Source organism: Streptomyces sp. NBC_01003 (assembly GCF_045162695.1).
In the GTDB taxonomy this organism is placed as follows: domain Bacteria; phylum Actinomycetota; class Actinomycetes; order Streptomycetales; family Streptomycetaceae; genus Streptomyces.
This window is the reverse complement of record NZ_CP108707.1, coordinates 6,411,795-6,425,146: the sequence shown is the minus strand read 5'-3', so window position 1 is coordinate 6,425,146 and position 13,352 is coordinate 6,411,795. Positions and strand designations below refer to the sequence as shown.

Below are 13,352 nucleotides of genomic sequence, written 5' to 3'. Positions count from 1 at the left end.
GCTAGGGCCGCAGGGTCAGCTCGCGCTGGACGTCACGCTTGTCGAGCCTGGCGTCGTACGGGGCCAGCGGCTTGGCGGCCTGCGCGGCGGGGGCGGAGACGCCGGCCCACTTCAGGATCCGCTCCGTGGCGAACGTCTTGTCGTCGGCGTTCAGACCGGCGACGTTCGCCCCGTGGTTGGCGCCGGGGGCGGTGAGCACGTACGAGTCCGTCGAGCCCTTGCCGGGGCGGAACCGCTCGGCGCCCCACGGGTCGTTGGAGCCGTAGACGTACAGCATCCGCGTCGCGTGGTGACGCACCCAGGAGTCCACGTCGCGCATAGCCGACGGCTGGAACTTCATCGGGATGGAGCTCGGCACGAAGTTGCGCGGCGGCTGGTAGCCGTAGCGCGACAGGTTGCCCAGCCAGGGCTGCTTGATGTCGGGCGAGCCGAGCTGCGTACCCGCCTGGTAGTAGTACGGCGTGTACTGGGTGAGGCCCTGGTCCGCGTAGGAGGACCAGCCGCCGACCGCGTCGACGTAGTCGAAGAGCGCCTGGTCCGTGACCGTCGCGGCGTCGGGCACCTCGGCGCACGCCGTCTGCGACGGCTGGTACTGCCAGAAGCCCCACACCAGGTCGAGGACCGTGGCCTCGTAGGCCTTGTCCAGCGAACCGACCGTGTCCACGGTGTAGTTGTTGGCCTTCAGGTAGTCCGCGTACTTCTTCTCCAGGGCGTCACGGCGCACCAGCGTCTCGCGCTGCACGTTCTGCAGCGCCACGCGGCAGTCCTTCGGGCCGACCGTCTTGAAGAAGTCGTCGTAGGCCGAGTCCTCCTTGTTCACGACGTCGTTCGGCGCGACGTACGCGACGACGCCGTCCATGTCGCGCGGGTAGAAGCGCTCGTAGTACGTGGCCGTCATGCCGCCCTTGGAACCGCCGGTGGTCAGCCAGTTCTTGCCGTAGATCGGCTTGAGGGCCTGGTAGATGCCGTGCTGGTCGCTGGCCGCCTGCCAGATGTCGAGCTTGGACCAGTCGGCCGGCGCGGGCCGGGACGGGGTGAAGAAGCGGTACTCCACGGAGATCTGGTTGCCGTCGACGATGCGGGTCGGCTCGCTGCGGCTGGGCGTCGTGGAGACGTTGTAGCCGCTGGTGAACATGACCGTCGGGCGGCTGACGTCCTTGTGCAGCACGGTGATGCGCTGCTGGAAGGTGCCCTTGGACGGGTGCCGGTGGTCGACCGGCTGGGTGAAGTTGAGGACGAAGTAGCGGTAGCCCGTGTAGGGCTTCTCCTCCACCAGGCTCATGCCGGGTATGGCGAGGAGCCGGTCCTTGATATCGGTACTGGTGTCGGCGGCCGCCGGCCGGGCCTGAGCGGCGGTGGCCGCTGTGGCCGTACTCACGGTGCCTATCAGCACCACGAGCGCGAGCAGCCATCTCAGCGCGTTGCGCATGCATACTCCCCTGTAGAACACAGATGCGCACCGGAACCTAGCGGAGGAACATCTGTTCTGTCAGGGGTTCTTGGTGTTCTGTCAGCGCACGGGGCGCGCGTTCAGCAGAGGATCCAGCCCGAGCTCACCGAGGCCCTGCCGACCGTGCCCCTCACCCACACGCAGCGGTGGCCCGTGTGGACGGTCACCGGGCCCGCGTGGTGCATGTAGCGCCCGCTGTCCTGAACCGGCCTGCTGCCGCGCGCCTGCACGCTGACGGACATCTTCTGCCGTACGCCGTCGCGCTTGGTGAGGGTGTACGCGCAGAGGTAGTTGCCGCTGCGGTAGAGGACCGTCCTGCCGGTGGAGAACGGCAGGGTGCGCACCTTGTGGCCGGGGCAGATCGCCGCGGCCTGCGCCGTGCCGACGGCCGGCCCCGCGAGGGCCAGCAGCGCCGAGGAGATCAGTACTGCTGCCGCGGCCGCCAGCCGTCTGCGTATGCCGCCCTCGCTCATGCCTCCACCCACCGTCGCCCCTCCAGTCACGTGTGCCACAGCGTACTGATGAACGGACGCAGCACACAGGGCCGGTGGTTGCACCGATCCCCCGTCACAGCGAAGAGCTGATCTCGGCCTCGGGCTCGGGCTCGCCGGCGAAGGTCCGCCACAGCTCGGCGTACCGTCCGCCGAGTGCGAGGAGCTCGGTGTGCGTGCCGTCCTCCGCGACGCGCCCGTCCGCCATCACGACGACCCGGTCGGCGCGGGCCGCGGTGGTGAGCCGGTGCGCGACGACGAGGGTGGTGCGCTTGCCCGCTATGCGGTCTGTGGCCTGGTTGACCTGGGCCTCCGTGGCGAGGTCGAGCGCGGCGGTCGCCTCGTCGAGCAGCAGGATGTCGGGGTCGACGAGCTCGGCGCGGGCCAGGGCGATGAGCTGCCGCTGCCCTGCCGACAGGTTGCGGCCGCGCTCGGCGACCCCGTGGAGGTAGCCGCCTTCGAGGGTGGCGATCATCTCGTGCGCGCCGACCGAGCGGGCCGCCGCCTCCACCTGGGCGTCGGTCGCGTCGGGGCGTCCGTAGGCGATGGCGTCACGCACGGTGCCCTGGAAGAGGTAGGCCTCCTGCGGCACGACGCCGAGGCGGTGGCGGTAGCTCGTCAGGTCGAGGTCGCGCAGGTCGGTGCCGTCGACGGTGACGCGGCCCGCCGTCGGGTCGTAGAAGCGGGCGACGAGCTTGACGAGGGTCGACTTGCCCGCACCGGTCTCGCCGACGAAGGCGACGGTCTGCCCGGCGGGGATGCGCAGGGCCACGTCGCTGAGTGCCGCCTCCTGTTCGTCCGCGGCCCCGTACGCGAAGTCCACGTCCTCGAAGGCGATGTCACCGCGCAGGGAGAGGACGTCGAGGGGTTCGTCGGCGTCCTTCGTGGACGTCGGCTCCTGGAGCAGCTCCTGGATGCGGCCGAGCGAGACGGTGGCCTGCTGGTAGCCGTCGAACACCTGGGAGAGCTGCTGCACGGGCGCGAAGAACAGGTCGATGTAGAGGAGGTACGCGACGAGCGCACCGGTCGTCAGGGTGCCCGCCTCGACCCGGCCCGCGCCCACCATCAGCACCGCGGCGGCGGCGACGGACGACAGGAACTGAACGAACGGGAAGTACACCGAGATCAGCCACTGGCCGCGGATACGGGCGCTGCGGTAGGCGCCGCTGCGCTCGGCGAACCGTGCGGCGCCCGAGCGCTCGCGCCGGAACGCCTGCACGATGCGCAGCCCGGCGACGGACTCCTGGAGGTCGGCGTTGACCACCGAGACACGCTCGCGGGCGAGTTCGTACGCCTTGACGCTGGAGCGGCGGAAGAAGAACGTGCCGACGATCAGCGGCGGGAGCGTCGCGAAGACGACCAGGGCGAGCTGGACGTCGATGACGAGGAGGGCGCCCATGATGCCGAAGAACGTGACGACGGAGACGAAGGCGGTGACCAGGCCGGTCTGGAGGAACGTCGACAGGGCGTCCACGTCGGTCGTCATGCGGGTCATGATGCGCCCGGTCAACTCCCGCTCGTAGTAGTCGAGTCCGAGCCGCTGGAGCTGGGAGAAGATCTTCAGTCGGAGCGAGTAGAGGACCCGCTCGCCGGTGCGTCCCGTCATGCGGGTCTCGCCGATCTGCGCGCACCACTGGACGAGGACGGTGACGAGGCCGAGCGCGGCGGCCGCCCATACGGCGCCGAGCGCGAGCTGCGAGACGCCCTCGTCGATGCCGTGCCGGATCAGTACGGGGAGCAGCAGGCCCATGCCGGCGTCGAGGGCGACGAGGGCGAGGCTGATCAGCAGGGGCGCGCCGAATCCGCGCAGCAGGCGCCTCAGCCCGTACGACTCCTCGGGCGTCACCGCGCGCGCCTCGTCGATGTCCGGGACGTCGGTCGCGGCGGGCAGGGCGTCGACCTGGGCGAGCAGTTCGGGCGTCGCGGGCATCCCGGAGAGCGCGGTGTCCTTGGGCTCTCGGTCGCCCGTCCACAGGATGGGCGTGATCCCGCGCTCGGCGTCGAACTCGGCGTCCAGCTCGTCGCGCACCGAGGTGTCCTCGTCGGGGAGCGCGGGCGCGACGTGACCCGGCGAGACCCCGCCGAGCTCGTCGGGGTCGGTGAGCAGGCGCCGGTAGAGGGCCGATCCGGCCTCCAGCTCCTCGTGGGTGCCGATCGCGGCGAGGCGCCCGCCGTCGAGGACGGCGATGCGGTCGGCGAGGCCGAGGGTGGAGCGGCGGTGGGCGATGAGGAGGGTGGTGCGGCCGGCCATGACGCCGCGCAGCGCCTCGTGGATCTCGTGCTCCACCCGCGCGTCGACGGCGGACGTGGCGTCGTCGAGGACGAGGAGGCGGGGGTCGGTGAGGATGGCGCGGGCGAGCGCGATGCGCTGGCGCTGGCCGCCGGAGAGCGTGAGGCCGTGCTCGCCGACGGTCGTGTCGTAGCCGTCGGGGAGCTCGGCGATGAAGCGGTCGGCCTGGGCGGCGCGGGCCGCGGTCTCGATCTGCTCGTCGCTCGCGTCGGGGGCGCCGTACGCGATGTTCGCGCGGATGGTGTCGGAGAAGAGGAAGGAGTCCTCGGGCACGAGCCCGATGGCGGCCCGCAGCGAGTCGAGGGTCAGTTCGCGCACGTCGTGGCCGCCCACGAGGACGGCACCGTGCGTGACGTCGTAGAAGCGCGGCAGGAGCAGCGAGACGGTGGACTTGCCGGAGCCGGAGGAGCCGACGACGGCGAGGGTCTGGCCGGCCGGGATCTCGAAGGAGAGCCCGTCCAGGACGGCCCGGTCGGCACCTTCGTAGGAGAAGGAGACATCGTCGAACTCGACGGTCGCGGGGGCGTCGGCGGGCAGTTCCTTCTTGCCGTCCTCGATGGACGGCTCCGTGTCGATCAGTTCGAGGACGCGCTCGACGCCGGCGCGGGCCTGCTGGCCGACGGTCAGGACCATGGCGAGCATGCGGACGGGGCCGACGAGCTGGGCGAGATAGCTGGAGAACGCGACGAACGTGCCGAGCGTGATCTGGCCGCGGACGGCGAGCCAGCCGCCGAGGGCGAGCATCGCGACCTGGCCGAGCGCGGGCACCGCCTGGAGTGCGGGGGTGAACTTGGAGTTCAGGCGGATGGTGCGCAGGCGTCCGGCGAACAGCCGCCGCCCGACCTCCCTGAGCTTCCCGGTCTCCTGGTCCTCCTGCCCGAAGCCCTTCACCACGCGCACGCCGGAGACGGCCCCGTCCACGACCCCGGCGACGGCGGCGGCCTGCGCCTGCGCGTACCAGGTGGCGGGGTGGAGGCGGGAGCGGCTGCGCTTGGCGATGAACCAGAGGGCGGGGGCGACGGCGAGCGCGACGAGGGTGAGCGGCAGGGACAGCCACGCCATGATCACGAGGGAGATCAGGAAGAGCAGTACGTTCCCGATGGTCATCGGGAGCATGAAGAGCAGGCCCTGGATGAGCTGGAGGTCGCTGGTCGCCCGGCCGACGACCTGGCCGGTGGACAGCTCGTCCTGGCGCCGGCCGTCGAGGCGGGTGATCGTCCCGTACATCTCGTTGCGCAGGTCGTGCTGGACGTCGAGTGCGAGGCGGCCGCCGTAGTAGCGGCGGATGTAGGTGAAGACGTAGACGACGAGGGCGGCGCCGATCAGGGCGCCCGCCCACGGGGCCATTGAGCGGGTGTGGTCCTGGACCACGTCGTCGATGATCACCTTGGTGATCAGGGGCACCAGCGCCATGACGGCCATGCCGCCCAGGGACGCCCCGAGCGCGAGCACGACGTCCTTCGGGTACCGCCACGCGTACCCGGCGAGACGCCGACCCCAGCCCCGTTGCTCCGCCACGTGTCCGCCTCCTGTTGTCCTGACCTGCCGAGAGGCCCAACGCGGAGAACGGCGGATTTCATCCCGCCGCAACAAATCGGGGAGCGGACCGGGACCAAGGACGGAGTTCCCCCCGTCCTTTGGTCCTCGGCCGGTCAGCCCTGCGGTACGGCGACGAAGGCCTCCTTGGGCGTGCTGGTCGGGGTGTAGCGGGACGCCGCGGGCGCAGTCGGCGTCAGGTCCTTGTGTATGACCCGCGCGACCCCCTGAATCGTGTCCACGCCATAACTCATAGTGCTGTTGCCATGCGTCAGGACAGAGATCGTGTAGTCATGACCGCCGCCCTGAAAGGCCCCGATGCTGTGCACGCGCCAGCCGTACGTGGAGCGCTGCAGCCAGCCGTTCTTGACGTGCACGGCGACGGACGAGGGCGCGCCGGCCGGGGTCCCCCACCGCTGCGAGGACACGACCTTCCCCATGAGCTTGAGGATGTAGGCGCGGGAGTTGTCACTGAGGACGGAGTTCTTGGCGGTGACCAGCGAGAGCAGCTTCTGCTCGTCCTGGACGTTGATCTGGGTCAGCCCCCAGTAGCCGCCGGACCCCGGCACGGTCCGCGTCATCCCGGCGGCCTTGAGGAAGCCCTTCACCTTGGTGGTGCCGAGCTGCTTCCACAGCGATGTGGTGGCCGCGTTGTCCGACTTGGTGATCATGGCGGTGGCGAGGTTCGCCTCGCGCGTCGTCAGATACCGGTTGGTCTTCTTGGCGTCCCAGAGCAGCGTGGCGAGAACGGTCACCTTCACGACACTGGCGGAGTCGTACGAGGACGTGGCCCGAAGCGAGCACGTGGTGTTCGTGGTCCGGTCGTGGAGCCCGACGGCGACGGTCCCCTTACGGGTCGCGAGGGCGGCCGTGATGTCCTTCTGGAGCTTCGCGGCGAGGCCTGCCTTGCCGGAGGTACAGGTGACCTGCGGGGTCGTCGCTGCGGCAGCGGGCGCGACGCCGGCGACGAGCGGCACGAGGACGCCGGCGGCGAGCACCGCCGGGAGCGCGCGGGTGCGCAGGGATATTCGGTGAGTCATGTGGGTCCCCCCTGGAACTGAACGAGCACGCCTCCGGCGCACTCGCCTCACATGACTCTTGGGTCGGGGCGAAGGGTTGTACGAATCGCGACACATCTCGGCGCAGAACACCGGCGGCGATCACTGAATACTGGCCACCATCATGAAGCACTCAGACCCGGCCGTACTGGAAGCACTGGACCTCGCCTGGGACGACGAGGACGGAGTGCTCGGCAAGCTGCGTGACGGGCAGTTCGACGCCGCCCTCGCAGAGGGCTATGTGCGGCTGCTGCATGGCATCGAGATCGAGGAAGGCGTGGCCCTGCACGCCGACTTCGTCCGCCTCATTTGGTTCGCCCCGCTCTTCTCGGAATGGCAGATCCCGAGGGTCGCCGAACATGGAGGCAACGCGCAGGAAGCCTCGAACTTCTCCGACAAGATCCGTGAACGCGTCATGGAACTGCTCGGCACCCCGTAGACGCAACCCCTGGCGGACCAGGGACCAAAAACGCCGACGGCCCCCGGAAAGACATCTCCCGGGGGCCGCCGCGTGAACGACCGATCGGCTGATCGCCTCAGCCCAGATGCGTAGGCGCGAACATCTTCAGCAGTGCGGGAAGCACCACGACCGACGGGCCCGGTTCCGCGAGTGCCTTCTCCAGGTCGGCGCGCAGCGTCTCCGGGGACGTTCGTACGCCCGGGACCCCGAAGGACTCGGCCAGCGCCACGAAGTCCGGGCGGGACAGCTCCGTCGCCGTCGCCTCGCCGAACGCGTCCGTCATGTATTCGCGCAGGATGCCGTAACCGCCGTCGTCGACGATCAGCCAGGTCACCGGCAGGTTGTACTGCTTCGCCGTGGCCAGTTCCGCGATCGAGTACATCGCGCCGCCGTCGCCCGAGACCGCGAGGACCGGCTTCGACGGGTCGGCCGCGGCTGCGCCGAGCGCGGCCGGGAAGCCGTAGCCGAGGCCGCCCGCGCCCTGCGCCGAGTGCAGCGCTCCCGGCCACGCCGACCAGGCCCAGTAGGCGAGGATCGTCATGTCCCAGAAGGAGGGGGAGGAGGCCGGGAGTGCAGCCCTCACAGAACCCAGGATCTCGCGCTCGACGGCCAGGTCCTGGCCGTCCAGGCGTTCGCGGACCGCGGAGAGAAGGGCCGCGACCCGCTCGGGAACCGAAGGGTCGTGCCGCTCCGCGACCGTCTCCAGGAGCGCCGAGAGCGCCAGGCGCGCATCGGCGTGGATGCCGAGCGCCGGGTGGTTGGACTCCAGCTTTCCGGCGTCCGCCTCGATCTGGATCACCCGGCCGCGCGGCGCGAACGTGTGGTAATTGGACGAGAGTTCGCCCAGGCCTGAGCCGATGACCAGCAGGACGTCCGCGTCTTCCAGGAGGTCCGTCGTGTGGCGGTCCTCCATCCACGACTGGAGCGAGAGCGGGTGTTCCCAGGGGAACGCGCCCTTGCCGCCGAAGGTGCACACGACCGGGGCGTTGATCTTCTCCGCGAGCGCGACCAGCTTGCCGCTCGCGTCCGACCGTACGACGCCGCCGCCCGCGATGATCACGGGACGTTCGGCGCGCGACAGCAAGTCGGCTGCCACAGCGGTCAGTTCGGGGCGGGGCACGAGGTCGCGCGGGGTCGCGTCCATCGCCGTCACCACCGGCAGGGTGGTGGCGGCCAGGAGTACGTCCTGCGGGATCTCCACCCAGACCGGGCCGTGCGGCGCGGTGAGGGCGGACTCCCAGGCGGCGGCGATCGCGGAGGGGATCTGCGACTGCGTCCGCACGGTGTGGACGGACTTGACCACGTCCCGGAACGAGGCCTGCTGGTCCCGGAGTTCGTGCAGATAGCCGTGGCGTCCGCCGCCGAGCCCGGCGACCGGGATCTGGCTGCCGATGGCCAGGACCGGCGCCGACGCGGCCGCCGCCTCCTGGAGCGCGGCGAGCGACATCAGCGCGCCGGGGCCGGTGGAGAGCAGGAGCGGCGCGACCTCACCGGTCACGCGCCCGTACGCGTCGGCCGCGAAGCCCGCGTTGTTCTCCACGCGCAGGCCGACGTACCGCAGGTCCGAGCGGCGCAGCGCGTCGAACATGCCGAGCGCGTGCTGGCCGGGGAGCCCGAAGACGGTGGAGGCGCCGAGGCCGTGCAGGGTCTCGACGACGAGGTCGCCGCCGTTGCGGCCGGGCGGCGGGTTCAGCGCGGCTGCGGTCTGCGCCTCGGTGGGCAGCAGTTCCAGGTCGTGGTCGTGGGTCATGGGTCCCTCGGGGCGTGGCGTGGTCGGTCGGGTGCGGCCCGATGGTCGGGTTGTGCCCACCCGTCCCGCCCTGCGGAACGAATGCCCACAACCCGACCGGGACTACTTCGCCGCGCGGCTCTGCGCGATCTGACGGGACATGATCGTCGTCAGCTCGTAGGCGGTGTGCGAGGCGGCGACGGCCGTGATCTCCGCGTGGTCGTAGGCCGGGGCGACCTCGACGACGTCGGCGGAGACGAGGTTGCAGGACGACAGGCCGCGCAGGATCTCCAGGAGCTCGCGCGAGGTCATGCCGCCGGCCTCGGGGGTGCCGGTGCCGGGCGCGTGCGCCGGGTCGAGGCAGTCGATGTCGATGGAGATGTAGAGGGGTCGGTTCCCGATGCGCTGACGCAGCTGGTCGGCCACCTCGTCGGCGCCGCGGCGGTAGATGTCCGCCGAGGTGACGATGCCGAAGCCCATCTTCTCGTCGTCGGTCAGATCCTGCTTGCCGTAGAGCGGACCGCGCGTACCGACGTGGGAGAGGGCGGAGGTGTCGAGGATGCCCTCCTCGACGGCCCGGCGGAACGGCGTGCCGTGCGTGTACTCGGCGCCGAAGTACGTGTCCCACGTGTCGAGGTGCGCGTCGAAGTGGAGCAGCGCGACCGGGCCGTGCTTCTTGGCGACCGAGCGAAGGAGCGGCAGCGCGATCGTGTGGTCGCCGCCGAGCGTCATCATGCGGGCGCCCGTGCCGAGCAGGTCGTCCGCCGCGGCCTCGATCGTCTCGACGGCCTCGTTGATGTTGAACGGGTTGGCCGCGATGTCACCGGCGTCCGCGACCTGCGCGAGGGCGAACGGGGAGGCGTCCTGCGCCGGGTTGTAGGGGCGCAGCAGCCGGGACGCCTCGCGGATCGCGTTGCCGCCGAAGCGGGCGCCCGGCCGGTACGAGACGCCCGTGTCGAAGGGCACGCCGACGACGGCCACGTCCGTGGTGCCCACCTCGTCGAGGCGGGGCAGCCGGGCGAAGGTGGCGGGACCGGCGTACCGCGGCACGCGGGAGGAGTCGACCGGACCGCGGGGCGTCTCGTTGCTGCTCATGGGCATTGCCTTCTTTCCTACGCTTCTTGGCGCTGCGTAGCCCTTGACGGGGCTACGCAGCACTTTGCGACTTTACTGAGTGGCGGTGACCGGCTCCGCGTCCGTCTGCGCCTCGGCCCCGCGCCCGGCGAGCCGCTCGCGCCAGGCGGCGAGCACCGCTGCGTCGGTCGGCTTGGTGGCGAGGGAGACGATGACGTAAGCGGCGAGGGACAGCAGGAGGCCGTAGTAGACGGGTTCGTTGGCGAGGATTCCGTAGCCCCACATCAGGCCGATGACGGAGAGTCCGCCGACGGAGACGGCGGCGAGGGCGCCGGTCACGGTGCCGCGCTTCCACAGCAGGCCGCCGAGGATCGGCACGAGGAGCCCGGCGACGAGCAGGTTGTAGGCGACGGTCAGCGCCTCGACGACGTTGTTGAGCGCGATGGCGATGCAGATCACCGCGACGCCCATGATCAGGATGAAGAGGCGGTTGCCCTTCACCTCGTCGTGCGCCGCGTCCTTGTCGCCGCCGGAGGGCTTGATGGCGCCCCGCAGCCGCGACCAGATGTCGTTGTTGGCGACGGTCGCGCAGGCGATCAGCGCGCCGGACGAGGTCGACATGACGGCGGCGAGCGCGGCGGCGAGCACCAGGCCGCGCACACCGATGGGGAGCTCGTCCTTGACGATGGTCGCGAACGCGGCGTCGGCGCTGGGCAGCTTCGGGTACATGACCTTCGCGGCGGTGCCGATGACGGCGCCGGCGACGGCGTAGACCAGGCAGTAGGTGCCGGCGACGGTGCCGCCGACGCGGGCGACCTTGTCGCTGCGGGCGGTGAACACGCGCTGCCAGATGTCCTGGCCGATCAGCATGCCGAACGTGTAGATCAGCACGTACGTGAAGATCGTCTCGCCGCCGATGCCCAGCGGGTCGAAGTACTCGGTGGGCAGCTTGGCCTTCATCTCGCTGAAGCCGCCGGCCTTGATGACGGCGATCGGCAGCAGCAGGAGCAGCACGCCGATGGTCTTCACCACGAACTGCACCATGTCGGTGAGGGTGATGGACCACATGCCGCCGAGCGTCGAGTACGCGACGACGATCGAGCCGCCGAGGATGATCGCGATGGTGCGGTTCATGTCGAACAGCACGTCGAAGATCGTGGCGTAGGCGATGGTCGAGGTGACGGCGAGCATCAGCGTGTACGCCCACATCACGATGCCGGAGATGAGCCCGGACCGGCCGCCGTAGCGCAGGTCGAGCATCTCGGAGACGGTGTAGACCTTCAGGCGGGCGATGCGCGCCGAGAAGAACACGGACAGCGCCAGCAGGCCGAGGCCGATGGTGAAGACCATCCACGCGCCGGACAGACCGTACTGGTAGCCGAGGCCCACGCCGCCGATGGTGGAGGCGCCGCCGAGGACGATCGCGGCCATGGTGCCGGAGTACATCATCGGGCCGAGCCTGCGGCCCGCCACGAGGAACTCGCTCTTGGACTTGGCGCGGCGCATGCCCCACCAGCCCATGGCCAGCATGCCGGCGAGATAGACGACGATCACTGTGTAGTCGACGGCCATAGGGCCCTCCTTCGCGCACCTCGGTGGCGTGTCGTGCAGATGGGGGTGGTTGACCGGCCGTGGGGACATCCGCCCGTACCCGAGGCCTGCGGTCGGCACGACCTTAGGTGGCCTGAAAGCAACGCTGAAGTGTACTTTTTATCCACTCTCCCGCGACTGGATGGAGAAAACATCCACCATGCCGGACGCAACCCGGCCGCCGGCGGGCCCCTCAGGACCCCCCGCACCGGCCGTTCCGCCCACCCCGCCGGTGCCGCTCACCGCGCTGCTCGCCCGCGAGGACCTGGGCCTGCGCCAGATCGCGGGCCCGCCCGTCGGCCCCGACACGGTGATCCACTGGGCGCACACGTCCGAGATGGCCGACCCGTACCCGTACCTGCTCGGCGGTGAGCTGCTGCTGACCGCCGGGGTGCACGCGACGGAGTCGGCGGGCACGGGTCCCTATTACGACGACTACGTGGCGCGGATCGTCGCGGCGGGCGGGGCGGCGCTCGGCTTCGGGGTCGCGCCGGTGCACGACACGGTGCCGCGCGCCCTGGTCGAGGCCTGCGAGCGGCACGGCCTGCCGCTCCTGGAGGTGCCGCCGCACTCCACCTTCAGCGGGGTGACGCGCGCGGTGTGGCAGCTGATGGCCCAGGCCCGCCACGCGGAACTGCGCCGCGTCAGCGAGGCGCAGCAGGGCCTCGCAACGGCGGCGGCGCGCCCCTACCCGGTGCCCGCGGTGCTGCGGCAGCTGGCGCAGCGCACCGGCGGCTGGGCGGTGCTCACCGCGCCGGACGGCTCGGAGGTCGGCCGGGCGGGCCCCGAGCCGACGGCCGAGGTGAGCGCGGCGATGGCCCAGCTGATGCGGATCGTGCGCCCCGGCGAGACGCGCCTCTTCCCCGCCCCCACGTCGGCGGCGGACACGGTGGGCGGCGCGCATCTGGCGGCGTACGCGCTGGGCGGCGGCCAGGGCTACGCGCTGGGGACGGCGGTGGGGCGGCGCGACCCCGGCGACCACACGATCGCGGGGGTCGCGGTGGTCCTGCTCTCCCTGCTCACGGGCGAACACCAGACGACGGCCGAGGCGGCGCGCTCGGCGGCCCTGGTCCGGCTCCTGCTCGGCGAGGAGCCGGCCGGCGTCGCGGCGCTGCTCGGCGACGGCACGTGGCGGGTGGTCCACGCCGCGCCGGACCGTCCGTCGCCGCCGCCCGTCTCCCTCGGCACGCCCCTGGTCGACACCACCGACTCCCTCGTACGCGCCCTGCTCCCCGCGGACCAGGAGGTCGTCGCCCAGGAGGGCTGGGTGATGGGGGTGAGCGGCGCGGCTCCCACGGACGACCTGTCGGCGGCCGACGCGCAGGCGTCCCGCGCCCTGACCCGGGCGAGGGCGACCCATGCCCCGCTCGTCCACCACCACGCGGACGCGCGGGGACTCGCCTCGCTCCTCGACCCCGGGGAGGCGACGGCCCACGCCCGGACGCTCCTCGCCCCGATCTCCCACACGCCCGCGCTGACCGAGACGCTGCGTACCTGGCTTTCCCTGCACGGGAGTTGGGACCGTACGGCCACCGCGCTCGGCGTCCACCGCAACACCGTGCGTCAGCGCATCGCGAAGTGCGCGACGCTCCTGGACACCGACCTGGACGACCCCGATGTGCGCATGGAGCTGTGGTTCGCTCTGCGCCACGCAGAGTGACGCCCGTCCCACCC

Annotated in this window: 9 protein-coding genes; 2 read left to right on the top strand and 7 right to left on the bottom strand. The window is 71.1% G+C overall.

Features of this window, described 5'->3' with window-relative positions:
• Position 1: 1 nt before the first annotated feature.
• From OG698_RS29360 to OG698_RS29345, 4 genes are all read right to left on the bottom strand, one after another.
• Positions 2-1,429 carry a S28 family serine protease gene (locus OG698_RS29360; RefSeq protein WP_406106556.1) on the bottom strand — a complete coding sequence of 476 codons (1,428 nt, stop codon included), beginning with the start codon at positions 1,427-1,429 and terminating at the stop codon, positions 2-4.
• Between the two features lie 101 nt (positions 1,430-1,530).
• On the bottom strand, positions 1,531-1,923 hold the full coding sequence (locus tag OG698_RS29355) for a hypothetical protein (RefSeq protein ID WP_406106555.1): 393 nt from the start codon (positions 1,921-1,923) through the stop codon (positions 1,531-1,533).
• A gap of 94 nt (positions 1,924-2,017) precedes the next feature.
• Complete coding sequence (locus tag OG698_RS29350; protein WP_406106553.1) at positions 2,018-5,749, bottom strand: ABC transporter ATP-binding protein; 3,732 nt, start codon at positions 5,747-5,749, stop codon at positions 2,018-2,020.
• Positions 5,750-5,883: 134 nt separating this feature from the next.
• Positions 5,884-6,807 carry a serine hydrolase gene (locus tag OG698_RS29345; RefSeq protein WP_406106552.1) on the bottom strand — a complete coding sequence of 308 codons (924 nt, stop codon included), beginning with the start codon at positions 6,805-6,807 and terminating at the stop codon, positions 5,884-5,886.
• Positions 6,808-6,949: 142 nt separating this feature from the next.
• Here OG698_RS29345 and OG698_RS29340 point away from each other — a divergent pair, with 142 nt between their 5' ends.
• On the top strand, positions 6,950-7,264 hold the full coding sequence (locus OG698_RS29340) for a hypothetical protein (protein WP_406106550.1): 315 nt from the start codon (positions 6,950-6,952) through the stop codon (positions 7,262-7,264).
• A 97-nt stretch (positions 7,265-7,361) separates the two neighbouring features.
• Here the strand turns inward: OG698_RS29340 and OG698_RS29335 are convergent, their stop codons facing one another.
• The 3 genes from OG698_RS29335 to OG698_RS29325 form a co-directional block, all read right to left on the bottom strand.
• The gene (locus OG698_RS29335) at positions 7,362-9,035 is read right to left on the bottom strand and encodes a thiamine pyrophosphate-binding protein (RefSeq protein ID WP_406106549.1); all 1,674 of its coding nucleotides are present in this window, start codon (positions 9,033-9,035) and stop codon (positions 7,362-7,364) included.
• Between the two features lie 102 nt (positions 9,036-9,137).
• Positions 9,138-10,109, bottom strand: a complete 972-nt coding sequence (gene speB / locus OG698_RS29330; RefSeq protein ID WP_406106547.1) for an agmatinase — start codon at positions 10,107-10,109, stop codon at positions 9,138-9,140.
• 72 nt (positions 10,110-10,181) lie between these two features.
• On the bottom strand, positions 10,182-11,660 hold the full coding sequence (locus OG698_RS29325; protein WP_406106546.1) for a sodium:solute symporter: 1,479 nt from the start codon (positions 11,658-11,660) through the stop codon (positions 10,182-10,184).
• Positions 11,661-11,838: 178 nt separating this feature from the next.
• Between OG698_RS29325 and OG698_RS29320 the strand changes: the two genes are divergently transcribed.
• Positions 11,839-13,338 (top strand): helix-turn-helix domain-containing protein, encoded by a 1,500-nt coding sequence (locus OG698_RS29320; protein WP_406106544.1) that lies wholly within the window; start codon positions 11,839-11,841, stop codon positions 13,336-13,338.
• Positions 13,339-13,352 lie beyond the last annotated feature (14 nt).